Source organism: Paraburkholderia sp. XV (genome assembly GCF_020177535.1).
GTDB lineage: Bacteria > Pseudomonadota > Gammaproteobacteria > Burkholderiales > Burkholderiaceae > Paraburkholderia > Paraburkholderia caribensis.
Map to the genome: position 1 here is coordinate 60,506 of NZ_JAGUUD010000005.1, position 21,980 is coordinate 82,485.

At 64.3% G+C, this 21,980-nt stretch carries 22 protein-coding genes; 16 read left to right on the top strand and 6 right to left on the bottom strand.

Annotation, left to right across the window (positions count from 1 at the left end; all coding sequences use genetic code 11):
- Positions 1 to 846 (bottom strand): universal stress protein, encoded by an 846-nt coding sequence (locus KFO72_RS04280; RefSeq protein ID WP_054932332.1) that lies wholly within the window; start codon positions 844 to 846, stop codon positions 1 to 3.
- A gap of 27 nt (positions 847 to 873) precedes the next feature.
- Positions 874 to 1,713 carry a universal stress protein gene (locus tag KFO72_RS04285; RefSeq protein WP_225031475.1) on the bottom strand — a complete coding sequence of 280 codons (840 nt, stop codon included), beginning with the start codon at positions 1,711 to 1,713 and terminating at the stop codon, positions 874 to 876.
- A gap of 221 nt (positions 1,714 to 1,934) precedes the next feature.
- On the opposite strand from KFO72_RS04285, the gene KFO72_RS04290 reads away from it, so the two are divergent.
- The gene (locus KFO72_RS04290) at positions 1,935 to 2,975 is read left to right on the top strand and encodes a zinc-dependent alcohol dehydrogenase family protein (protein WP_060610458.1); all 1,041 of its coding nucleotides are present in this window, start codon (positions 1,935 to 1,937) and stop codon (positions 2,973 to 2,975) included.
- Between the two features lie 60 nt (positions 2,976 to 3,035).
- Entirely contained in the window at positions 3,036 to 3,512 is a 477-nt protein-coding gene (locus tag KFO72_RS04295; protein WP_054932330.1) for a universal stress protein, read from the top strand.
- A gap of 71 nt (positions 3,513 to 3,583) precedes the next feature.
- Here KFO72_RS04295 and KFO72_RS04300 read toward each other — a convergent pair whose 3' ends face one another.
- On the bottom strand, positions 3,584 to 4,282 hold the full coding sequence (locus tag KFO72_RS04300; RefSeq protein ID WP_225031476.1) for a SagB/ThcOx family dehydrogenase: 699 nt from the start codon (positions 4,280 to 4,282) through the stop codon (positions 3,584 to 3,586).
- Between the two features lie 154 nt (positions 4,283 to 4,436).
- Here KFO72_RS04300 and KFO72_RS04305 point away from each other — a divergent pair, with 154 nt between their 5' ends.
- Positions 4,437 to 5,132 carry a CBS domain-containing protein gene (locus KFO72_RS04305; protein WP_225031477.1) on the top strand — a complete coding sequence of 232 codons (696 nt, stop codon included), beginning with the start codon at positions 4,437 to 4,439 and terminating at the stop codon, positions 5,130 to 5,132.
- A gap of 305 nt (positions 5,133 to 5,437) precedes the next feature.
- Positions 5,438 to 6,184: a glucose 1-dehydrogenase gene (locus tag KFO72_RS04310; protein ID WP_225031478.1), complete on the top strand. Its 747-nt coding sequence runs from the start codon at positions 5,438 to 5,440 to the stop codon at positions 6,182 to 6,184.
- 18 nt (positions 6,185 to 6,202) lie between these two features.
- On the opposite strand, the gene KFO72_RS04315 is transcribed toward KFO72_RS04310, so the two are convergent.
- On the bottom strand, positions 6,203 to 7,594 hold the full coding sequence (locus KFO72_RS04315) for a PLP-dependent aminotransferase family protein (RefSeq protein WP_054932326.1): 1,392 nt from the start codon (positions 7,592 to 7,594) through the stop codon (positions 6,203 to 6,205).
- Positions 7,595 to 7,987: 393 nt separating this feature from the next.
- On the opposite strand from KFO72_RS04315, the gene KFO72_RS04320 reads away from it, so the two are divergent.
- The 10 genes from KFO72_RS04320 to scpA are packed head-to-tail and all read left to right on the top strand — an operon-like array spanning position 7,988 to position 17,851.
- Complete coding sequence (locus tag KFO72_RS04320; RefSeq protein WP_012403844.1) at positions 7,988 to 8,470, top strand: MSMEG_0572/Sll0783 family nitrogen starvation response protein; 483 nt, start codon at positions 7,988 to 7,990, stop codon at positions 8,468 to 8,470.
- An 18-nt stretch (positions 8,471 to 8,488) separates the two neighbouring features.
- Positions 8,489 to 9,514: a Nit6803 family nitrilase gene (locus KFO72_RS04325; RefSeq protein ID WP_060610456.1), complete on the top strand. Its 1,026-nt coding sequence runs from the start codon at positions 8,489 to 8,491 to the stop codon at positions 9,512 to 9,514.
- Positions 9,483 to 10,616: an MSMEG_0568 family radical SAM protein gene (locus KFO72_RS04330; RefSeq protein ID WP_054932320.1), complete on the top strand. Its 1,134-nt coding sequence runs from the start codon at positions 9,483 to 9,485 to the stop codon at positions 10,614 to 10,616. Before KFO72_RS04325 ends, KFO72_RS04330 begins: the two co-directional genes overlap by 32 nt.
- Before the next feature lie 2 nt (positions 10,617 to 10,618).
- Positions 10,619 to 11,182 carry an MSMEG_0567/Sll0786 family nitrogen starvation N-acetyltransferase gene (locus tag KFO72_RS04335; RefSeq protein ID WP_062918141.1) on the top strand — a complete coding sequence of 188 codons (564 nt, stop codon included), beginning with the start codon at positions 10,619 to 10,621 and terminating at the stop codon, positions 11,180 to 11,182.
- The gene (locus KFO72_RS04340) at positions 11,179 to 12,165 is read left to right on the top strand and encodes a sll0787 family AIR synthase-like protein (protein WP_062918140.1); all 987 of its coding nucleotides are present in this window, start codon (positions 11,179 to 11,181) and stop codon (positions 12,163 to 12,165) included. Before KFO72_RS04335 ends, KFO72_RS04340 begins: the two co-directional genes overlap by 4 nt.
- Positions 12,162 to 13,334: an MSMEG_0565 family glycosyltransferase gene (locus KFO72_RS04345; RefSeq protein WP_062918139.1), complete on the top strand. Its 1,173-nt coding sequence runs from the start codon at positions 12,162 to 12,164 to the stop codon at positions 13,332 to 13,334. Before KFO72_RS04340 ends, KFO72_RS04345 begins: the two co-directional genes overlap by 4 nt.
- 23 nt (positions 13,335 to 13,357) lie before the next feature.
- Complete coding sequence (locus KFO72_RS04350; protein ID WP_054932317.1) at positions 13,358 to 13,642, top strand: MSMEG_0570 family nitrogen starvation response protein; 285 nt, start codon at positions 13,358 to 13,360, stop codon at positions 13,640 to 13,642.
- A 20-nt stretch (positions 13,643 to 13,662) separates the two neighbouring features.
- Positions 13,663 to 14,955, top strand: coding sequence for an MSMEG_0569 family flavin-dependent oxidoreductase (locus KFO72_RS04355; protein WP_225031479.1), 1,293 nt, complete (start codon positions 13,663 to 13,665; stop codon positions 14,953 to 14,955).
- Between the two features lie 2 nt (positions 14,956 to 14,957).
- Complete coding sequence (locus KFO72_RS04360; protein WP_176053706.1) at positions 14,958 to 15,773, top strand: Pnap_2097 family protein; 816 nt, start codon at positions 14,958 to 14,960, stop codon at positions 15,771 to 15,773.
- The gene (gene scpA / locus KFO72_RS04365; protein ID WP_225031480.1) at positions 15,770 to 17,851 is read left to right on the top strand and encodes a methylmalonyl-CoA mutase; all 2,082 of its coding nucleotides are present in this window, start codon (positions 15,770 to 15,772) and stop codon (positions 17,849 to 17,851) included. The genes KFO72_RS04360 and scpA overlap by 4 nt, the downstream gene beginning before the upstream one ends.
- Before the next feature lie 62 nt (positions 17,852 to 17,913).
- Here scpA and KFO72_RS04370 read toward each other — a convergent pair whose 3' ends face one another.
- Together KFO72_RS04370 and KFO72_RS04375 are read right to left on the bottom strand one after the other, a co-directional pair.
- Positions 17,914 to 18,240, bottom strand: coding sequence for a hypothetical protein (locus KFO72_RS04370; RefSeq protein WP_060610452.1), 327 nt, complete (start codon positions 18,238 to 18,240; stop codon positions 17,914 to 17,916).
- A 143-nt stretch (positions 18,241 to 18,383) separates the two neighbouring features.
- Positions 18,384 to 19,097 (bottom strand): FadR/GntR family transcriptional regulator, encoded by a 714-nt coding sequence (locus KFO72_RS04375; protein WP_224099376.1) that lies wholly within the window; start codon positions 19,095 to 19,097, stop codon positions 18,384 to 18,386.
- Positions 19,098 to 19,274: 177 nt separating this feature from the next.
- On the opposite strand from KFO72_RS04375, the gene KFO72_RS04380 reads away from it, so the two are divergent.
- Together KFO72_RS04380 and KFO72_RS04385 are read left to right on the top strand one after the other, a co-directional pair.
- Positions 19,275 to 20,801 carry a UxaA family hydrolase gene (locus tag KFO72_RS04380; protein WP_054932323.1) on the top strand — a complete coding sequence of 509 codons (1,527 nt, stop codon included), beginning with the start codon at positions 19,275 to 19,277 and terminating at the stop codon, positions 20,799 to 20,801.
- Positions 20,802 to 20,919: 118 nt separating this feature from the next.
- Entirely contained in the window at positions 20,920 to 21,897 is a 978-nt protein-coding gene (locus KFO72_RS04385; RefSeq protein ID WP_054932312.1) for a 2-keto-3-deoxygluconate permease, read from the top strand.
- The last annotated feature ends 83 nt before the right edge of the window (positions 21,898 to 21,980 follow it).

Sequence of the window (21,980 nt, forward strand, 5' to 3'; positions counted from 1 at the left end):
TCAATGCGACATCAGCACGGGCACGGTCATCGATTCCAGCATCGTCCGCGTGACGCCGCCGAACACGCGTTCGCGCGCCCGTGCGTGCCCATATGCGCCCAGCACCAGCAGGTCCGCGTGCAGATCGGATGCGCGGTTGAGCAGCGTCGCGCCCGTGCCGACGCCGATAGGGTGCGGCGTCGTCGAAAACGACGCGCGCACGCCGTGTGCGTCGAGCCATGCGGCGACGTCGATGCCTTCGGGCGCATCCGCCCCTGGTTGACCGTCATGCTGCGCACGGTGCCGCACGATCTCCACGCCGACATGGCGCGCCCGTTGCAGCAGAGGCATTGCGTCGGCGGCGGCGCGCGCTGCCTCGCGGCTGCCGTCCCACGCGAGCAGCACGTTTTCGCCGAGCGTGCGTACGTCGCCCGCATACGGAACGACGAGCGCGGGACGGCCCGCCCCCAGCACCAGATCGCCGGCGAAATTCGGCGCGACGAACGAAGCGGGATCGTTCGGGTCTTGCTGGCCGAGCACAAGCAGATCGGCGTGCCGCGCATGCAGTGTGGCGACGTCGAGCGCGGGTCCGGCGGGCGCGCGCCATTCGGCGCTGCGGCCGGCGCGTTCGGCGGCGGCGAGAAAGGCGTTCTGCGCTTTCTCGCGGCGCTCGTCCGCGTGCGCTTCGAGCTGCCCGAACGACAGCGTCCGGTCCTGCCGGAAGAGGGGCCTGAAAAGATCCTGACAGACCACGTACAGGCCGATCAGATGCGCATCCCAGCGCTGCGCGAGTTCGAGCGACAGCGCGATGCGCGTGTGGCTGCGGCGGCTATCGTCGATATGGACGAGCAAGGTCTTGTAGCTCATGTCAGTTCCTTTTTCTCAGCGAAACGCTCAATGCGACAACAGCACGGGCACGGTCATCGACTGGAGCACGGTGCGCGTCGCGCCGCCCAGCACCAGCTCGTGCAAACGGGAATGCGCGTAGGCGCCCATCACGATCAGATCGCAACCCGATTCCGCCGCCTGCGACAGCAGCACGTCGCCGATCGGCGTGTCGCCGCTGGCGGACGCTTCCCGCACGTTCACCTTGACGCCGTGACGCGCGATGGTCAGCGCGATGTCGGCGCCCGGAATGCGCCACAACGGCGGCTCGTCGCGCGTCGCACCGACGGTGAGCAGCGTGACGTCGGCCGCGTGCGACAGGAACGGCATGGCATCGTGAATCGCGCGCGTCGCTTCGCGGCTGCCGTCCCACGCGACCAGCACGCGCTGGCCGAGCGTTGTGTGCGCGCCCGCCGACGGCACCAGCAGCACCGGGCGGCCCGCCGACATCAGCAGGTGCTCGACGAACTGGTCGGCGATGAACGATTCGGGGTCTTGAGGATCCGTCTGTCCGGCGATCACCAGATCGGCGAGGCGCGCGTAGGGCGGCGCGACGTCGTTCGCATAACCTGCCGCCGCGATCCAGCGCGCGTCCACTTTTGCGCGCGCGGCTTCCGCATGGAACAGGCGCTCGAGCGCGGCGCACCGTTCGTGACGTTCCCGCTCATGCTCCACATAGTACGAAGCCGTGCCGCCCATCACGAACAACGCGTGCGGATCGGGCAGGTAGGTCGTAAAGAGGCCCGTCAGCCTTGCATGGAACTGATGGGCGACACGTAGCGCGACTTCGAGACGCGGATGCGCGTGAATGCCCGTATCGAGTTGCACGAGAATGCTCTTGTAACTCATCGCCGTTACTCCAGAACAGAGAGACGTGAGCGGGCATCGGCCCGCGATGCAATCGAGTCTACGAGGTGCGCTCGCATGCCGGTTGATGCAGATCAAGCGGTGTCGTATCGCAAATCGAGCAGACGTTTGCCCGTTGATTGATCGACGTCAAGCGGGTCGCCCTGCATGCGTCTAGATTGGCGTGTGTGAATTACTTCATTCCTTCAATGGAGGATGTCGTCATGAAAGCACTCGTTTATCACGGTCCCAACGAGAAGTCGCTCGACCAACGCCCGATGCCCGAACTCGCGGCGCCTACGGATGCCATCGTCAGGATGACGCGCACCACCATTTGCGGCACCGACCTGCACATCCTCAAGGGCGACGTGCCGACTTGCGAGCCTGGCCGCATCCTCGGCCATGAAGGCGTCGGCGTCGTGCACAGCGTGGGCAGCGCCGTGAGCGGCCTCGCGGTCGGCGATCACGTGCTGGTGTCGTGCATTTCGTCGTGCGGGCGGTGCGACTATTGCCGGCGCGGCATGTACTCGCATTGCACGACGGGCGGCTGGATTCTCGGCCATCGCATCGACGGCACGCAGGCCGAGTACGTACGCATTCCGCACGCGCAGACGAGTCTCTACCGGATTCCCGCCGGACTCGACGAAGAAGCGCTGGTGATGCTCTCCGACATCCTGCCGACAGGCTTCGAATGCGGCGTGCTCAACGGCAAGGTTCAGCCGGGCAGCACGGTGGCCATCGTCGGCGCGGGGCCCATCGGCCTCGCGTCGCTGTTGACCGCCCAGTTCTATTCGCCCGCGCAGATCATCATGATCGACCCGGACGCGAACCGGCTCGACGTGGCGCAGCGCTTCGGCGCGACGGCCTGCATCGACAACAGCCAGGCGGATGCCGTCGCGCAGGTCATGGCGCTGACGGAATCGACGGGCGTGGATTGCGCGATCGAAGCCGTCGGCGTGCCCGCAACCTTCGAACTCTGCGAAGCCCTGATCGCGCCCGGCGGCACGATTGCGAACGTCGGCGTGCATGGCGTGAAGTGCGATCTCCATCTGGAGAAACTGTGGGACCGCAACATTTCGATCACGACGCGTCTGGTCGATACCGTCAGCACGCCAATGCTGATGAAAACCGTGCGTTCGGGCCGCCTCGATCCGAAGCAGCTGATCACGCACCGCTTCGCGCTCGACGACATGCTCGCTGCGTACGAAACGTTTTCGCATGCGGGTAGCACGCATGCGCTCAAGGTGCTGATCGAAGTCTCGTGAAGCGGGCGCGCTTTTCATTAACCAGCGGTCTTATGTTGGGGCATTTCAAGGAGAGTCGACATGTACAAGAAGATCCTCGTCGCGGTGGACGGCAGCCACACATCGAAGCTGGCCGTGCAGGAGGCCGTGAAGCTGGCGTCGCTGACGAGCGGGACGGTGCATGCCGTCTATGTCGTCGATAAATCGCCGATCTTCAACTACGCCGGTTATTTCGACCCGACCGTGCTGACCGACGCATTGCGCAGCGACGGGCGCAACGCGCTGGAAAGCGTCGAGGCCGTATGCAGGGAGTCGGGCGTTGCGTGCGCGAAGGAACTGGTGGAAACCGGGCCGCTCAACGACGATGTCGCACAGACACTGCAACGCTGCGCCGGGCGCCTGGGCGCGCAACTCGTAGTGCTTGGTACCCACGGGCGGCGGGGCATGAAACGGATCGTGCTTGGCAGCGTCGCGGAACACTTCGTGCGGATTGCGCCGTGTCCCGTGCTGCTGGTGCGCGGCAGCGACGAAGCGGAGCCTGCCGCGGCAGAGGAATGAAGGCAGAGGAATGAAGGCAGAGGAATGAAGCATGCGCCGTTCGCGTCAGCGCGAGCGGCGCGCCCGCACGATCAGAAAAAGGTTGTCGAGCAGTCTTCATCGGAGGCGCGGCGTTCGTGGCCCACTGCGAAGTGCCCGACCGTTTGCGCGAGCAACGCGACCGATCCTGTTGGCAGCTTCAGATTGGCAGCGAGCGCCGTGCGGTTCATCCAGCCGCGCGCGGCAGCCGCTAGCCCCGTCGACGCGCAGAACAGGTAGACGTTCTGCAGAATTGCGCCCGCGCTCGCCGACGCAAACGCTTCGCGTTGCGCAGCCGGAACGTCCTGCATGCGTGTCAGGTCGGCGACATACACTAGATTCACGGGTGCGTGGCCGAGAAACTCCTGATAACCCGTCATCGCGCGCAGGTCGGCGGCGGCGACTAGCGTCAGCGCATGCGCGACGGGATCGTAGCGATACGCGCCGCTCGCGAGCAGCACGTAGATGTCGATCTCGTAGCCGCCCAGCGCCGACGGCGCGGTGCGGCCGTTACCGCGCGCGCGATTGATGCCGTCGGCGGCCCACAGCAGATCGCCGAGCGTGCCGTGATCGAGCGGCGTGTCGGCGAACTCGCGCGACGTTTGCCGCGCGGCGAGCGCGTCGAGCAAGGGCATGCCGCCTGTGCGTTGCGCGGGCGCGAAGCCGATATACGGAACAGGTGTGCCTTCGACGGGCCGTGGCGCAGGCGTATTGAGCAGCGCGGAACCGATGCGGAACAGAGGGTTGGTCATGGTGTGCCGTCCGCGTAGGGAAGGCGACTTCCACGTGCGGACCTCCGTAAGAACGTGAGTCCATCGTCCCACGCTTCGAATCGCGCCGGTTGATGCAGATCAAGCGGTCCCGCTCTGGGAAGCACACACTGGTTCGTGTGCAAAGGAGAAAACCATGTTAGCTATCGATGTCATGACGCCGTCCGTCATCTGTGCGCAACCGGAGATGACCGTGCAGGAAGCCGCGCAACGTCTGGTCGAAAACAGGATCAGCGGCATGCCCGTGGTCGACACAAACGGCGCGCTGGTGGGAATCCTGAGTGAGGGCGACCTGCTGCACAGGGTCGAGATGGGCACGGAGAAGCGGCGTTCGCGCTGGCTCGAACTCTTTTCGTCGACGCGCGATCTGGCCAGCACCTTTGTGAAGGAACACGGGCGGCGGGTCGCCGACGTCATGACCGCGACGGTGATCGCCGTCGACGAAACCACGCCTCTCGCCGACATTGCCGAACTGATGGAGACGCGCCGTATCAAACGCGTGCCCGTGACGCGTGACGGCGCGCTGGTCGGCATCATCACGCGCGGCAACCTGATACGCGCGCTGGCGAGCGCCGCTGCACCAGCGCCCGCGCAGGACACGCCGTCCGCCGACGACCGCGAAATCGCCGATGCGATCGTCGCCGCGCTGAGCGACAAGCGTTGGGCCTTGTCGAAGGGAAACGTCATCGTCAAGGACGGCGTCGCGCATCTGTGGGGCGTGATCGAATCCGAAGCAGAGGAGCGTGCGCTTTGCATCGCCGCGCTCGAAGTGAAGGGCGTCAAGGAAGCGCGCGCGCACCTGAGCTATCCGACGCCCATGCCTTTGATGTGACGATTGCGATGACGTTGCAATGACGTTGCAATGAGCTTGCAAGCCAGGCCGTGAGTCGCGCGGCGAAGGACCTTGACGCATGTCGGGCCCTTCGTCGCGCGGTTTGCATTTCGGGTGCAGAATCCACAGCGGCGGCTCCAGGTCATCATCGGTTTTCGATTGTTCGCCAGATCCTTCAAGTCAATTCGCCTTGAGCCGCTTTATCGCGGCGAATCGTCTGTCTACATTCACTCCATCGCAGGCCGGCGGATTCGAGTAGCCGCCGGTCCCGTCAAACGGTATCGAATCGATTGAGGAAACAGATTATGAGCAAGCTTGCAGGTAAGGTCGCTGTCGTCACGGGCGCTTCGAAAGGAATCGGTGCGGGCATCGCCAAGGCGCTTGCAGCGGAAGGCGCATCCGTCGTCGTCAACTATTCCAGCAGCAAGGCTGCTGCTGATGCAGTCGTCGCCGACATCATCGCGGCGAACGGCAAGGCGATTGCAGTCGGCGGCGACGTGTCGAAGGCGGCGGACGCCCAAGGCATCATCCAGGCCGCTGTCGAAACCTACGGGCGTCTCGACGTTGTCGTGAACAATTCAGGCGTCTACGAATTCGCGCCGATTGAAGAATTCACTGAAGACCAGTTCCACAGGCAGTTCAACATCAACGTGCTCGGCCTGCTGCTGACCACGCAGGCGGCCGTCAAGCATCTGCGCGAGGGCGCGAGCATCATCAACATCAGCTCGGTCGTGACGAGCATCACGCCGCCGACGAGCGCGATCTACAGCGGCACGAAAGGCGCTGTCGACGCGATCACGGGCGTGCTCGCGCGCGAACTGGGGCCGAAGAAGATTCGCGTCAACGCGATCAATCCTGGCTTCGTGATCACGGAAGGCACGCATGAAGCAGGGATTGCCGGCTCCGACTTCGAAACGAACGCGGTCAGCCAGACGCCGCTTGGCCGCGCTGGCCAACCGCGCGATATCGCAGCGATCGCCGTGTTCCTCGCCTCCGACGACTCAGGCTGGCTGACGGGCGAACGCGTCGTCGCGAGCGGCGGTCTGCGCTGATTCATCTTCAACTGGCGGTCACATCATCGGCATATGCAGATGATGGGGATCGCTCAAGGTTTCCGCGACGCGCTGCAACGCGTCGCGGCAATCTTCCCGATCCTGCGGGCCGCCCAGACAGACGCGAATAGTATTGGGCGGGTTTCCGTCCGTCGAAAACGCCGCACCCGCCACCGCTCCTACACCCTGATTACGCAATTGCAGCGCAAGTTCGGGCGCACTCCAGTCGCATTGCGGCGGAATCGGCAACCACAAATGAAAGCCGTCGGACTGCGCTTCGTAATCCCAGCCGGCGAGTTCCTGCGACGCAATCGCCTGGCGCGCGTTCGCTTCCTTGCGGATCGCGTCGAGCATCTCGTGCGCGGTGCCGTCGTTGACCCATTGCGTTGCAAGCAGCACCGTGAACGGACTCGGCATCACGGTCGTCGCGCGCAACGCGCCGGCGACGCGTTGCGTCTGCCTTGCTGTCGGCGCGCGCAGATAAGCGACGCGCAGCCCCGCGCCGAAGGTCTTCGAAAAACCCGTCACGTACCAGGTCAGTTCGGGCGCGAGCGAGGCTAGCGCAACGGGCCTGTTGGCCGGCAGCCAGCCATACGCATCGTCTTCGATGATGGGGACGCTGTAGCGCAATGCGACATCGGCAAGCGCTTCGCGCCGCTGTACCGAAAGCGTCAGCGTGCTCGGATTCTGCAAGGTCGGGTTGCAGTAGAACGCGCCCGGCTTCTCACTCTTGCACAGCGCTTCGAACGCGTGCGGCAACGGTCCTTCTTCGTCGCGCGGCAGCGGCTGCAAGCGCACGCCGAGTTGCGACGCGATCGCCTTGATGCCGGGATACGCGAGCGTGTCGAGGCAAATGGTTTCACCCGGTCTCGCAAGCTGCGATACGAGCGCGACGAGCGCGCTATGAATGCCGGGACACACCAGCACGGTATCGTCTTCGCACTCGGGCAAGCGCTCCTTCAGCCACGCGCGACCTGCTGCGCGGTCGTCGGGCGTGCCGCCGAAATCCTGATAGCGAAGCAGCCGGTAAGGATCGGTGTGCGCAAGCAGATGCGCCGCCGACTCTCTCAGGCGCGCCGATAACTCCGGCGGCTCGGGCGGCATGTTCATCGACATCTCGACGCTGCTGCCGCCCGCGAGCGGCAAGGTCTGCGTGCGCCCGCGCACGAACGTGCCGCTGCCCGCGCGGGCATCGAGCAGGCCGCGCTTGCGCGCCTCGGCGTAAGCACGCGCGACGGTGGTGTAGTTCAACTGCAATGCGCCCGCCAGATCGCGCAAGCCGGGCAGACGGTCGCGCGGGCGCAGACGCCCGCTCGCGAGATCTTCCTCGATCAGATCCGGTATCACGAGATACGCAGGTTTGCGGCTTTCAGTCAGCCGCTTGAGCCAGTGATGCGCGAGACTGTCCATGCTGTCATTTCCAATGCAGACCTAAAAGCGTCATTCAAGGTAACACGCGAATTCCGCAAAAAATAAATCACTTTCCATTCAATTTGAAACTTGATTGCATTGATTGGATGAATGCACGATTGCGGGGTATCGCGCACCATTCGCACGCAAAAGGCGCTGCGTCGTTGTGCGAAACCGGTGCGCCCGGGTTCGCCGCCAATCGCCGAAAACCCCCATCAGACAAGGCTCGCAAAGAAATTTTCGGGTCGCTCGAACAATCGCGATTTGATTGATTGGAAGTTGATTGCATGAAGCGGGCCGGAAATTGGCATATCCGTTGCGTTAAGAGATTCGCCAACCGGGATATTTCCCGTCGAGCAATCCGATCAATTACGCGACTTATTGGAGAGCGATATGCCTGCCGTCAACAAACCGCTGCATCAGAAAGGCGACTATCTGGTCGACTACGAAGAAAAGGTCTTTCCCGACGTCAAGGCCGAACCCGGCGAGAAAGCACTCGTCACCTTTCACACGGTCGCATTCGAAGGCTCGATCGGTTTCGTCAACCTGCTGCAGGCCACACGCCTGCAACGCAAGGGCTTCGATACGTCGGTGCTGCTGTATGGCCCCGGCGTCACGCTCGGCCTGCAACGCGGCTTTCCGACGCTCGGCGACGAAGCCTTTCCCGGCCATCTGAACTTCAACAAGCAACTCGTCAAGTTCATGGAAGAGGGCGGCAAGGTCTACGCATGCCGTTTCGCATTGCAGGCGCTGTATGGACATGGCGAAGCGTCGCTGATCGAAGGTATCCGGCCAATCAATCCGCTCGACGTGCTCGACCTGCAACTTCTCCATCGCAAGGAGAACGCGCTGATCATCCATACGTGGACCGTCTGAGCGCGCCGGGTGACGATCATGTCCGAGCAGCGAATCATCCGTGCAGCGGCGGTGCAGATTGCGCCGGAGTTCGAGCGTCCCGGCGGCACGCTCGACAGGGTATGCGCCGCAATCGACGAAGCCGCATCGAAGGGCGTGCAGCTGATCGTCTTTCCCGAGACGTTCGTGCCGTACTACCCGTACTTCTCGTTCGTGCGTCCGCCTGTCGCGTCGGGCGCCGAGCATATGCGGCTCTACGAGCAGGCCGTCGTCGTGCCGGGTCCCGTCACGCAGGCGGTGAGCGAACGCGCGCGCCGTCATTCGATGGTGGTCGTGCTCGGTGTGAACGAGCGCGATCACGGCAGCCTGTACAACACGCAACTCGTGTTCGACGTCGACGGACGTCTGGTGCTCAAGCGCCGCAAGATCACGCCGACGTTTCATGAGCGGATGATCTGGGGGCAAGGCGACGCGGCCGGCCTCAAGGTCGCGCACACGGGGATTGCGCGCGTCGGCGCGCTCGCCTGCTGGGAGCATTACAACCCGCTCGCGCGCTACGCGTTGATGACGCAGCACGAAGAGATCCATTGCAGCCAGTTTCCCGGCTCGCTGGTCGGGCCGATTTTCGCGGAGCAGATCGAGGTCACGATCCGTCATCACGCGCTCGAATCGGGCTGCTTCGTCGTGAACTCGACGGGCTGGCTCAGCGAGGCGCAGATCGAGTCCGTCACGACGGACCCGAAGCTGCAAAAGGCGCTGCGCGGCGGCTGCATGACGGCGATCGTGTCGCCCGAGGGCCAGCATCTCGCCGAGCCGTTGCGCGAAGGCGAAGGGATGGTCGTCGCCGATCTCGACATGTCGCTGATCACGAAGCGCAAACGGATGATGGACTCGGTCGGCCACTATGCGCGGCCCGAGTTGCTGAGTCTCGCCATCAACGATCGTCCGGCGCTGCCCGTTGCGCCGATGTCGAGGTCGTTCGAACACGCGGGCGCGGACGCCGCACCCGACGAAACCACCAGTGGAGGTCAGGATGAATGGCAGCGTGAACCTGTCGCCGGTTGAACCGCGCACGCAGCGCCAGCTGATGGAACTGCGCACGGAACTGCAGTCGGCGGGGCTGCGCCTCGTCGATCCGAACGCGGGTGCCGCGAGTCGGCGCGGCGGCGCGGGTCCGTCGGATCACAAGGCCGTGACCGTCGACGGCGTGACGATCATGGTGCCCGTGCACACCAGCTCGGCGTGGCATTCGCCGTTCGTCGCGGGGGCGCCGGATGAAGCGGGCGCGAGCGCGCTGATGCGCGGCACGATCCCCATCGCCAGCATCAGTTTTCCGAAGGCGCCGCGTTTCACGCAGTTGCAAACGCTCGACGGCGTGCCGTACTCGCACATCGCGACGCTGCACGGCACCGACGTCCTCGCCACGACGGTGCTGCAAACCTGCATCCGCTACGAGAGCCGCAAGAAGACCTGCAAGTTCTGCGCGATCGGGCAGTCGCTCGCGGCAGGCCGCACGATTGCGCGCAAGACGCCGGAACAGCTTGCGGAAGTCGCGCGCGCTGCCGTGCTGCTCGACGGCGTGAAGCACATGGTGCTGACCACGGGCACGCCTGCCACGCCGGATCGCGGCGCGCAGATCCTGTGCGACAGCGCGTTTGCGATCAAGGCGGCCGTCGATCTCCCGATCCAGGCGCAATGCGAGCCTCCCGACACCGATGCGTGGTTCGAGCGCATGAAGGCGAGCGGCATCGACACGCTCGGCATGCATCTCGAAGTGGTGACGCCCGAAGTGCGCGCGCGCGTGATGCCGGGCAAGGCGAGCGTGCCCATTTCGCGCTACATGGAAGCGTTCAGGGCGGCCGTCGCGGTGTTCGGCAAGGGGCAGGTCAGCACGTATATCCTCGCGGGCCTCGGCGATACGGCGCAAGCCATTCTGTCGATCTCGCGCGAACTGATCGACATCGGCGTGTATCCGTTCGTCGTGCCCTTCGTGCCGATCAGCGGCACGCCGCTCGAAGACCATCCCGCGCCTTCGCCCGAATTCATGAAGTCGATCCTGGCGCCGCTCGGTGCGATGCTGCGCGACGCGCAGATGCGCTCGGCCGATATCAAGGCGGGCTGCGGCAAATGCGGCGCGTGTTCGTCGCTCGCATCGTACGAGGACTGATCATGTTCTGCGAGACATTCGACGAACTGGATGCATTGCCGCTCGACTTCACGCCCGCCGAGTATCGCGTGAAATGGGCGACGCTGCCGTGGGAAAGCAACGAAGCCTATGCGTTGCGGCGCGCGGTGTTTTGCGTCGAGCAGGGCATCTTCGTCGGCGACGACCGCGACGAGATCGATCGTCACGCCAGACTGCTGGTCGCGCTGAGCTGCATCGCCGGCATGCCTGAGCAGGTGGTCGGCACGGTGCGGATTCACGAAACGCAGCCGCGCACGTGGCTCGGCTCGCGTCTTGCCGTGCATGCGGGGTTCCGCTCGCACGGCAAGCTCGGCTCGACGCTGATCCGCCTTGCCGTCAGCAGCGCGCACGCATTGGGATGCGATACCTTTCTCGCGCATGTGCAGCGTCAGAACGTGCCGCTGTTCAGGCGCCTGCACTGGCAGACGGTTGCGGAGGAAACACTGTTCGGCCGGCCTCACGATCTGATGGAAGCGGACCTCGCGCACTATCCGCCGTGCTTCACGCCGGAAAGCGGCTTCGTCACGTCGTCGCGAGGCCGCTCATGAGTCTGCAGGCGCTGGTCGAACGGATGCGCGCAAGCCGCGGCTTCCGGCACAAGACGGATATCGCCGGCGTGGTGGCGTCGCTGGCGTCGCGTTTGCCGAACGGCGCACGCGATCTTTCGCAAGCCGTGGCCGTGGGCGACGACTGCGCGGCGCTGGCCGATGGCGACGGCTATCTGCTGTTCGCGATCGAAGGGCTGGTCAGCGATTTCGTCGAGACGATGCCGTGGTTCGCGGGCTACAGCGGCGTGATGGTCAACATCAGCGACGTGTATGCGATGGGCGGCCGGCCGCTCGCCGTCGTCGATGCGCTGTGGAGCGACGGGCTCGATGCCGCTGGGCAGATTCTCGCGGGCATCGCGGCGGCGTCGAGTGCGTATGGTGTGCCCGTTGTCGGCGGACATAGCAACACGCGCAGCGCGCAGGCGCAGCTTGCAGTGTCGATACTCGGCCGCGCGAACGCATTACTGTCGAGCTTCAACGCGCGACCGGGCGACCGTCTGGTGATGGCCGTCGATCTGCGCGGCCGTTTCGAAGATCCGTATCCGTTCTGGAATGCGTCCGTGGGCGCGCCCGCCGGGCGTCTGCGCGACGATCTCGAACTGCTGCCGCTACTCGCGGAGAGCGGCCTGTGCGACGCGGCGAAGGACATCAGCATGGCTGGCGTGCTGGGCACGTCGCTGATGCTGCTCGAATGCTCGGGCGTGGGCGCACGCATCGATCTCGATGCAATCCCTCGTCCGGAGGGGGTGGACTTCGAACGCTGGCTCAGCGCGTTTCCGAGTTACGGCTTCGTGCTTTCGGTACGCGATGCGCACGTGGATGAGGTGCTCGCGCGCTTCGCGCAACGCGGCCTCGCATGCGCGACGATCGGCACCGTGGATGCGTCGCGCGAAGCCGTGCTCGCGCAGCAGGGCGATTCGGCGTTGCTGTGGAGCTTCAGGGACAGCGTGTTCATCGGCGCGCCTGTGGGAGCGCAGGCATGAACGGCGCCGCGATGCGCATTGCGCTGTTCACGCATTCCGTCAATCCGCGCGGCGGCGTGGTGCATACGCTCGAACTGGGCCGCGCACTGCATGAAGCCGGGCAGGACGTGACGATCTTCGCGCCGTCCGCCGGCAGCGCGCCCATGTTCCGCGCGTCGCCTTGCCGTGTCGTGCTCGCACCCGTCGCGGCCCACGGCAACGATACGGTTTCGATGGTGCGGGCGCGGATCGACGCACTGAAAGCGGCCTTGCTCGACGATGGCCCTTCCGGCTTCGACGTGCTTCATGCGCAGGACAGCATCAGCGGCAACGCGCTGGCGGAGTTGCGTGAAGCGGGCGCGGTGCGTGGCTTCGTGCGCACGGTTCATCATCTCGATAGCTTCGACGATGCGCAACTCAGCGAGTGGCAACGACGCGCGTTCGCGGACGCCGATGCGGTGTTTTGTGTGAGCGACGCATGGACACGCAAGATTCGCGACGAGTATGGCGTCGCCGCGTCTGTCGTCGATAACGGAGTCGACGCCGTGCGCTGGCGTTCCCCGGGCGGCCCAGACGTATGCATGAAGCTCGGCGTGACGGGCGAGCCAGTCGTACTGGCCGTAGGCGGCATCGAGGAACGCAAGAACACGCTGCAACTGCTGGAGGCGTTTGCCTTGCTCAGGCAAACGCATACCGGCGCGCAACTCGTGATCGCAGGCGGCGCGAGTCTGCTCGATCACGATGCCTATACGCGCCGCTTCGTCGCGCGCGCCGCACAACTGGGGCTGCGCGTTGGACAAGGCGAACAGATTGTTGTCACAGGCCCGCTCGATGACGCAACCATCCCGGCGCTGATGCGGCGCGCCGACGTCGTGTCGATGGTGTCGTTGCGCGAGGGCTTTGGTCTCGTCACGCTCGAAGCGCTGGCGGCGGACACGCCCGTCGTCGTGTCGCGGATCGAACCGTTCACAGGTTATCTGGATGAACGCGTCTGCTGTTGGGCCGAGCCGCGTGACGCCGCCAGCATCGCCGATGCATTGCGCCGCGCGCTGCATGATCGCGGCGGCATCGACTTCGAACATGCCGTACCCGAGCTTCTTGCACGCTTCAGTTGGCACGAAAGCGCTCGCCGTCAGATCGCGCTGTATGCGAGCCACGTGCAGCACGTCATGCAAGCGCTCGGCGCCTGAATCTCTCTATCAAAGGAAACGTGATGCCAGTCATGCACTTCAGGGTCCAGTGGCCGGACGGCAGCGAGGCCAACTGCTATTCGCCTTCGACGGTAGTGGGCGAATACTTCATCGCCGGACAACGTTACGCCCTCGCGGATTTCGTCGAGCGGGCGCGCGAGGCGCTGCATATCGGCTCCGAGCGCGTGCGCGAGAAGTATGGCTTCGCGTGCTCGGCGGCGATGGATCAGCTCGCGCAGATCGAAGCGCAGGCGCAGCACTTCGTCACCGATCCGCATGCGGAAGTCCAGGTCGTCGAACTTTTGTGAACCGAACGCAGGAAAGAATCATGTCGAACGCAAACATCATCGCTCCCGATACAACGAACGCGGCTCCCCACCATACGGTGATCGTCGTGGGCGGCGGACAGGCGGGACTGTCGATCAGCTATTACCTGAAAGAGGCGGGCATCGATCACCTGGTGATCGAAAAGCACACGGTCACGCATACATGGCGCTCGCAACGCTGGGATGCGTTCTGCCTCGTCACGCCGAACTGGCAATGCGCGTTGCCGGGCTACCCGTATCGCGGCGGCGATCCGCACGGCTTCATGAAGAAGGACGAGATCATCGCGTATCTGGACGGCTTCATCGCGATGGTCGATGCACCCGTGCTCGAACATACGGAAGTCCGCAAGATCAGGCGTCAGGCGTCAGGCGGGTATCTGGTGTCGACGTCGAACGGCGACTTCACGGCCGATCAGGTCGTGGTGGCATCCGGCGGCTATCACACGCCCATCGTGCCGCGCATGGCCGAACGGCTGCCCGCCGACATCGTGCAATTGCAGTCGTCGCATTACCGCAATCCGCAGGCGTTGCCCGAAGGGGCGGTGCTTGTGGTGGGCTCGGGGCAATCGGGCGCACAGATCGCGGAAGACCTGCATCTCGCGGGCCGCAAGGTGTACCTGGCCGTCGGCGAAGCGCCGCGTTGCGCGCGCTTCTATCGCGGCCGCGATGTGGTCGACTGGCTCGCCGACATGCGCTACTACGACATGCCCGTCGACCAGCATCCGTTGCGCGAGGGCGTGCGCGACAACACGAATCACTATGTCACGGGCCGCGACGGCGGGCGGGATATCGATCTTCGGCGCTTTGCGCTCGAAGGCATGGAACTCTATGGCAGGCTCGACGATCTGCGCGACGGCCGCCTGCAATTCGCGCCGAATCTGATCGAAGCGCTCGACAGCGCCGACGACACGTATAACCGGATCAACGCGAGCATCGACGGCTTCATCGAGAAGCATGGCATCGACGCGCCGGCCGGTGCGCGTTATGAACCCGTGTGGCAACCCGAAGGCGAGCGCACGTCGCTCGACCTGGCGGACAGCGGCATTACGTCGATCATATGGTGCATCGGCTTCAGGCCGGATTTCAGCTGGATCGATGCGCCCGTTTTCAACGGACGCGGCTATCCCGCGCATGTTCGCGGCATCACGCCGCAAGCGGGGCTGTATTTCATCGGGCTGCCGTGGCTGCATACGTGGGGATCGGGCCGCTTTTCGGGCATCGCGCGCGATGCCGGGCATGTGGTCGATACGATCCGTTCCGCCCTCGACGCGACGTCGACGAGTCTTGCGGCGTGAGCATGATTCAACGCTATCGCGCGGGCATGCCGCAACTGAGCTACACGGGGCTGTCGGAAAACTGGTTGCTCAAGGAGTGCGGGCATCGCCATTGGGAGGCGCTGGCGGCGCACGCGGGCCGCGAGCAAACCGACTTTCACGACGACAACGGCGGTCGCTCGTACGCGGCCTTTACGGCAATACGCTTGCACACGAGCGGTCTCGACACGATCGGCGAAAACGACACGTTCGAGATTCGCAGCACACTGTGCAGAACGGGTCCTGTGCGCCATTTCAGCACGCATCGCATCATGCGCGGCGAGACGGAGATCGCGGAACTGTCGATGTCGTCGGCATTCGTCTCGCGCGGCGAGCAGCGCAGCAACCGTTGCGTCGCGCGCGCGGCGCTGGCGGCGCTGCCGGGTGATGTCGAGCCGATGCCCGAACGTGCATGGCAGATGATGCAGATGAGCAAGCGTTTGCGTGCCGCGGACGGCAGCGCCATGCCGGATCTCGCGCCCGCGACCGACGAGCCGATCGAATTCCTGCCATGCCCGAATAGCGATTTCAATGGCGCGGACTTTCTCTATTTCGCGAGCTTTCAGGCTTTTGTCGATCGCGCCGAATGGCAATGGCGGCGCTTCGGCGAGCCGCCCGTCATCGCGAGCCGGTCGTTGTTCTACTACGGCAATGTCGATGTCGGCGATACGTTGAGCGTGCGCGTGGTCGGCAGCGCCGAAGACGAACAGGGTATCCGCCACTGGACGCAGGTGAGCCGCAAGAGCGACGGCATGAAGATCGCCGACATCACGACGGAAAAGCACTGGAGGCGCCGATGAGCACGAGCCGCGCACGCCGCCGCGCCGTGCCGCTCAAGCGCGTCTATACGCGAGCGGATATCGAAGGTGTCGCGCATGCCGACAGCATGCCGGGCGAAGCGCCGTTCGTACGTGGGCCGTTCGTTTCGATGTACACCGACAAGCCCTGGACGATACGCCAGTACGCGGGCTACGCGCAGGCCGCCGATACGAACCTTGCGTTCCGCACAGCATTGGCCGAAGGCGCGCAAGGTCTCTCTGTCGCGTTCGATCTGCCGACCCAGCGCGGTTACGATTCGGACGACCCGGCCGTCAGCGCCGACGTCGGCATGACGGGCGTCGCGGTCGACACGGTCGAAGACATGGCGCGCCTGTTCGAGGACATTCCACTGGAGCGCGTGTCGGTATCGATGACGATGAACGGGGCCGTGTTACCTGTGCTCGGCGCCTTCATCGTCGCGGCGGACGAAAGCGGCGTTCACGTCTCGCAATTGCGCGGCACGATCCAGAACGACATCCTGAAAGAGTTCATGGTGCGTAACACGGGCATCTTCGCGCCCGAACCATCGCTGCGTATCGCCGCCGATGTGGCCGCGTATCTCGCGCAACAGATGCCGCGCTTCAACGCGCTGTCGGTTTCCGGCTATCACTTTCAGGAAGCGGGTGCAGACGCCGTGCTCGAACTCGCGCTGACGCTGGCCAATGCGCGTACCTACGTCGACACGCTCGTCGCGCGTGGCATGCACGCAAACGACGCATGCGAGCGCATGAGCTTCTTCTTCGGCGTCGGCACCGATTTCTATGTCGAGGTCGCGAAGCTGCGCGCCGCGCGGCTGCTGTGGTCGGACATTGCCGCACAAAGCGGCGCAACGTCGGACAAGGGTCGCGCGCTGCGCATGCATTGCCAGACGTCGGGCTGGTCGCTGACTGCGCAGAAGCCCATGAACAACGTCGTGCGGACGACGGTCGAGGCGCTCGCGGCGGTGTTCGGCGGCACGCAGTCGCTGCACACCAATGCTTACGACGAGGCGCTCGCGCTGCCTTGCGCGGAGTCTTCGCGGCTCGCACGCGATACGCAGCTGGTGCTTCAGCACGAGACGGGCGTTTGCGACGTGGTCGATCCGTGGGCCGGTTCGTACATGATGGAATCGCTCACGGCCGATATCGCAAGCCGTGTGCGAACGGTGCTCGATGAGATCGACGCGCGCGGCGGCGTCGTCGAGGCGATACATTCAGGATGGGTACGCACGCGCATTCACGAAGCGGCGCTGCGCGTGCAGGCGGAAATCGAAAGCGGACAACGCGTGATCGTGGGCGTGAACCGCTTTACGACGGATGATGCGGACGAGCGTCTCGTTTCGCAAGCACTGGATGCCGCGCAGACACGTACGTTACAGGCGCGCCGCATCGCGCACGTGAAGCGCTCGCGCGATGCGGCGCGCGTGCGCGACACTCTCGCCGCTTTGCAACGTGCGGCACGCGACGGCGAAGGCAACCTGCTTGAACTGACGATCGAATGCATACGTGCGCGCGCGACAGTCGGTGAGTGCACGCAGGCACTGGAAGCCGTATGGCCGCGGCATACGGTGGATTTGCCGATATCGGCACGGATGTATGGCGAGCTTCAATCGTCGGACGCCGAATGGATGGCGGCTTGTGCAGCCGTGAAGCGGGCGTCGAGGCGGCTAGGGCGGGCACCGCGTATCCTGTTGAGCAAACTCGGCCAGGACGGCCACGACCGGGGCGTGCGGGTTGTCGCTGCCGCACTGAAGGACGCGGGATTCGACGTCACGACGGGCGGTATGTTCGCGTCGGCAGAGGAGGCATGGAGACTGGCGTTGAAGCACGACGTCGATGTGATCGGCGTGTCGTCGTTGGCGGGCGCGCATGTCGAACTGGTGTCGGGTCTGCTCGACGCATTGCGCAAGCGGCGCACGCGCATCCCGGTGGTGATTGGCGGGAACATCGACAGCGCCAGCTGGCAGGTGTTGAACGCGCGCGGCGTAGCGGGATGCTTTCCCACAGGCGCGAGCATCCCGACGATCGTCACGGAACTGGCGGCGCACGCCTGCGAGATCGATCTGGCGGCCGTGTCATAGCGAAACGGCACGCCGTCATGTTCGCAGGCTGGATGGGCGGCTTCGGTGCGGCGACGCCTCGATCAATATCCGTAGCCGCCTTGACACGGCACATAGGCGCGTTGATAGCTGTCGTAGCAAGCGCCCGACGGCGGTTGCGGATAAACCGGCTGCGAATAAACCGGTTGTGCATACACGGGTTGCTGATAGACAGGTTGCGCGTACGCGGGCTGCGCATTGGCAACCGAGGTCACGAGCGCACCGAGCACTGCACCGCCGATCAGCGCCCCCACGATGGCGCCGCCATCGACGCCGCCGCCACGGCCCCAGCCGCCGCGCCCGTGCGCCGATGCCTGCTGGGCCACCGACAAGCTACCAATCATCAACAAGACAAGCGCTGCGCGTTTCATGATTTGATTCTCCACTTTTCCGTTTAACGGATTCATGGAGATCATCTTAATCAGCACTCGATGAAATAACTTATGCAGTTGGTAACCGCACATTTCAGCGCTTACAAATTCGCATGTGGCTGAGAACGACTGCAGCGGTTCGCTCAGACGTTGAACTGTCGTCCTACATAGTCGATGTGAACGTACATCGCGTGTTGCGCGGCATCCGCATTGCCTTCGCGAATCGCGTAGTAGATGGATTCATGCTGGCGCAAGCGGCTGCGTGCCTGCTCGGCTGCATTCGCGTTGTTGACGGTTGCGTCGTACGTGTTGCTTGCGATGTGTTCGCGCAGCATGCCGATCACGCTCGCATAGAACTGATCGAGCAGCCGGTTTTGCGATGCTGCAACGAGCGCCGTATGGAATTCACCGTCGGTTGTGGCTTCCTCGTCGACGTCCTTACCTGCCACGGCGTCGCGCATGCGTTCGAGCACCGCCTCGAAGCGTTCGAGTTCCCGGTGGGACGCACGTTGCGCGGCGAAACGCGCGGCGGCGCACTCGAACACCAGGCGGAACTCGAGCGTTTCGGAACGTAGCGGCGGGGTATCGGCAATGAGTTGAAGCCACGGCGCCGCCAGTGACGCCGGTTTGCTGCGCAGCAGATAGACGCCGCTGCCGCGTCGCGTTTCCAGAACACCTTTGGTTGCGAGGCGTCCAATCGCTTCACGTACCGTCGCGCGCGACACACCCAACGACTCCGCGAGCGTACGTTCCGAGGGCAAGCGTTCGTCAGGCTGCCAGCGGCCTTCCTGAATGCCTGACTCGATGTGGCGGATTGTCTGCGCCAATGCGCCCCTTGCTTTCAAACGACTTTCCACGATTCATCCTTCATCCGCCACGCGGGGAGGGCCGGTTTCAGCCCCATCAAAAGTGGCCTGACCAGTTTGCGTGTCCTGTTGGGCCGACCGCAATATGAGTCCGCGCCGGCAAACGCTCCGCTCTTCAACCGGGAGCGTCACGCGCCCCAACCCACAATCCGGAACAGGAGGAACATGATGAGCCAGGCCACACTCGCCATCAAACTGCACGACATCGACGATGTGCTCATTGCGCGCGGCGCGCTCAGCGCAGGCACTATTCTCGCTGATTTCGACAATCTCGTTGCCGCGGCTGACATTCCTGCCGCACACAAGATTGCCTGCCGCGACGTTGCACAAGGCGCGCCCGTGCGGCGCTATGGCCAGATCATCGGTTTCGCGACGCAGCCGATTCGCGCAGGCGATCACGTGCACGTTCACAACATGTCGATGGGCGACTTCGCGCGCGACTACGCGTTCGGCGAAGATATGAAGCAGGTCGATCCCGCGCCCGTGCCGCTCACGTTCAACGGCTTCCGGCGAGCGGACGGCCGCGTCGCAACCCGCAACTACATCGGCGTGGTCAGCACCGTGAACTGCTCGGCCACCGTCACGAAGCTGGTCGCGCAGCACTTCGCGCAACCGGGGGCGCTCGATGCGTATCCGAATGTCGACGGCATCGTGCCGATCACGCACAGCTTCGGTTGCTGTATCGACCATCATGGCGAAGGCATCCAGCAACTGCGCCGTACGGTGGGCGGCTATGTGAAGCATCCGAACTTCGCCGGCATCGTCATCATCGGTCTTGGCTGCGAGGCGAACCAGATGGGCGCGATGTTCATCGCCGAGGGCGTCGAGCCGGGGCCGCTGCTGGTGCCGCTCGTGATGCAGGAAGAAGGCGGTACGCAAAAGACCGTCGATGCCGCCATCGCCGCAGTCAAAAACATGTTGCCTGTCGCCAACCAGGCCGTGCGCGAGCCCGTTCCCGTTTCGCACATCAACATCGCGTTGCAGTGCGGCGGTTCCGACGGGTATTCGGGCATCACGGCGAATCCGGCACTGGGTGCCGCTGTCGATCTGCTGGTGCGGCACGGCGGCACGGCAATCCTGTCGGAAACGCCGGAAATCTACGGCGCCGAGCATCTGCTGACACGTCGTGCCGTGAGCAAAGACGTGGGCGAGAAGATCGTCGAGCGAATTCACTGGTGGGAGGACTACGCGAAGCGCGAAAAAGGCAGCATCGACAACAACCCGACGCCGGGCAACAAGGCGGGCGGTCTCACGACGATTCTCGAGAAATCGCTTGGCGCGGTTGCCAAAAGCGGCTCGTCGCCGCTGATGGGCGTGTACCGCTACGCCGAGCCGATCGATACACACGGCCTCGTCTTCATGGACGCGCCCGGCTATGACCCGATGGGCGCGACCGGACAGATCGCGAGCGGCGCGAACCTCGTCGTGTTCACGACGGGGCGCGGCTCCTGTTTCGGCGCAAAGCCCGCACCGTCGATCAAGCTCGCAACGAACTCGACCATGTACAAGCGGATGGCCGACGATATGGACATCAACTGTGGCGACATCATGGACGGCACCGTGAGCGTGGAGCAGAAGGGCGAAGAAATTTTCCGGATGATCATCGACGTTGCATCGGGTCACAAGAGCAAGAGCGAAGCGCTCGGCGTCGGCAACGAGGAATTCGTGCCCTGGATGATTGGTGCGCAGATGTAAAGGCACGTGCGCATCCGTGCGGTGTAGCGGGAGCGATGGGCTGCCGGCGCGCCGCACCCCGCAAGATAAATGCTGGCCGGGCCATGTCGAACCCGTGCCGGGATCAAGGAGACTCGACATGAAAATCAAACAGGCCATCGAACGCTTTCCTGGCGGCATGATGGTCATTCCGCTGCTTTGGGGTAGCCTGCTCAACACCTTCGCACCGAAGGTATTGGGTATCGGCAGTTTCTCGACCCAGCTCGCGCATGGCGCGCTGCCAATTCTCGCTGTGTTCTTCGTGTGCATGGGAGCCGAGATTCAGTTGCGCACGGCACCGCGTGCGCTGAAGAACGGCGCCGCCATCACGCTCGCCAAGCTCGCGAGCGGTGTGCTGATTGGTTTGCTGGTCAGCAAGCTATTCGGGGCGAACGGATTTCTCGGCCTGTCCGGCATGGCGATCATCGCCGCCGTGACCAATGCGAACATGGGACTGTACGCAGCGTTGACCCGGCAGTTCGGCGACGAGGTCGACCGCGGCGCACTTGCGGTGCTGTCGATTCTGGAAGGACCGTTCGTGACGATGCTCGCGCTGGGTTTGTCCGGGCTGGCGAAGATCCCCGTTCTCGATCTCGTTGCCACCGTGCTGCCGATCGTCATCGGCATGGTGCTGGGAAATATCGACGCGGACATGCGCAAATTTCTCAAGTCAGGCGGCGATTTGCTGATTCCGTTCTTTGCGTTCGGTCTCGGTGCGCAAATCAATCTGCACGCCATTCTCGGCGCGGGCTTGTCGGGAATCGTGCTTGGTCTGATTACGCTCGCGGTCGGCGCGATATTCAACGTCATCGCATCGCGCCTCTTCGGTGGCTCGGGTGTGGGCGGCGTAGCGTCGGCTACGACGGCGGGCAACGCTGTTGCGACGCCTACCGCGATCGCGGCCGTCGATCCGCATCTCGGCGCACTGGTCGCGGTCGCAACGCCTCAGATCGCGGCATCGACGATCGTCACCTCGCTGCTCGCTCCGCTGCTGACGGCTGCGTATGCACGCTGGCGCACGCGCCGGCTGACCAGGGTTGCGGATGACGTAGCAGTCGCCGCGCACGCCGACGCTTGAACGCAGCCGGTGCGCGCCGCGCAGGGACGCGAATGCGCGGATGCCGTTGCCCTGGCGAGGCGCAATGAAAAAACCCCGGCGCC

What these genes read in the sequence shown, in the direction of transcription:
- KFO72_RS04300 (WP_225031476.1), bottom strand. Translation starts at nt 4,282, where the DNA reads ATGACCAACCCTCTGTTCCGCATCGGTTCCGCGCTGCTCAATACGCCT.
- KFO72_RS04280 (WP_054932332.1), bottom strand. Translation starts at nt 846, where the DNA reads ATGAGCTACAAGACCTTGCTCGTCCATATCGACGATAGCCGCCGCAGC.
- KFO72_RS04330 (WP_054932320.1), top strand. Translation starts at nt 9,483, where the DNA reads ATGAATGGCAGCGTGAACCTGTCGCCGGTTGAACCGCGCACGCAGCGC.
- scpA (WP_225031480.1), top strand. Translation starts at nt 15,770, where the DNA reads ATGAGCACGAGCCGCGCACGCCGCCGCGCCGTGCCGCTCAAGCGCGTC.
- KFO72_RS04290 (WP_060610458.1), top strand. Translation starts at nt 1,935, where the DNA reads ATGAAAGCACTCGTTTATCACGGTCCCAACGAGAAGTCGCTCGACCAA.
- KFO72_RS04335 (WP_062918141.1), top strand. Translation starts at nt 10,619, where the DNA reads ATGTTCTGCGAGACATTCGACGAACTGGATGCATTGCCGCTCGACTTC.
- KFO72_RS04370 (WP_060610452.1), bottom strand. Translation starts at nt 18,240, where the DNA reads ATGAAACGCGCAGCGCTTGTCTTGTTGATGATTGGTAGCTTGTCGGTG.
- KFO72_RS04325 (WP_060610456.1), top strand. Translation starts at nt 8,489, where the DNA reads ATGTCCGAGCAGCGAATCATCCGTGCAGCGGCGGTGCAGATTGCGCCG.
- KFO72_RS04285 (WP_225031475.1), bottom strand. Translation starts at nt 1,713, where the DNA reads ATGAGTTACAAGAGCATTCTCGTGCAACTCGATACGGGCATTCACGCG.
- KFO72_RS04385 (WP_054932312.1), top strand. Translation starts at nt 20,920, where the DNA reads ATGAAAATCAAACAGGCCATCGAACGCTTTCCTGGCGGCATGATGGTC.
- KFO72_RS04320 (WP_012403844.1), top strand. Translation starts at nt 7,988, where the DNA reads ATGCCTGCCGTCAACAAACCGCTGCATCAGAAAGGCGACTATCTGGTC.
- KFO72_RS04340 (WP_062918140.1), top strand. Translation starts at nt 11,179, where the DNA reads ATGAGTCTGCAGGCGCTGGTCGAACGGATGCGCGCAAGCCGCGGCTTC.
- KFO72_RS04310 (WP_225031478.1), top strand. Translation starts at nt 5,438, where the DNA reads ATGAGCAAGCTTGCAGGTAAGGTCGCTGTCGTCACGGGCGCTTCGAAA.
- KFO72_RS04345 (WP_062918139.1), top strand. Translation starts at nt 12,162, where the DNA reads ATGAACGGCGCCGCGATGCGCATTGCGCTGTTCACGCATTCCGTCAAT.
- KFO72_RS04380 (WP_054932323.1), top strand. Translation starts at nt 19,275, where the DNA reads ATGAGCCAGGCCACACTCGCCATCAAACTGCACGACATCGACGATGTG.
- KFO72_RS04355 (WP_225031479.1), top strand. Translation starts at nt 13,663, where the DNA reads ATGTCGAACGCAAACATCATCGCTCCCGATACAACGAACGCGGCTCCC.
- KFO72_RS04295 (WP_054932330.1), top strand. Translation starts at nt 3,036, where the DNA reads ATGTACAAGAAGATCCTCGTCGCGGTGGACGGCAGCCACACATCGAAG.
- KFO72_RS04315 (WP_054932326.1), bottom strand. Translation starts at nt 7,594, where the DNA reads ATGGACAGTCTCGCGCATCACTGGCTCAAGCGGCTGACTGAAAGCCGC.
- KFO72_RS04350 (WP_054932317.1), top strand. Translation starts at nt 13,358, where the DNA reads ATGCCAGTCATGCACTTCAGGGTCCAGTGGCCGGACGGCAGCGAGGCC.
- KFO72_RS04305 (WP_225031477.1), top strand. Translation starts at nt 4,437, where the DNA reads ATGTTAGCTATCGATGTCATGACGCCGTCCGTCATCTGTGCGCAACCG.
- KFO72_RS04360 (WP_176053706.1), top strand. Translation starts at nt 14,958, where the DNA reads ATGATTCAACGCTATCGCGCGGGCATGCCGCAACTGAGCTACACGGGG.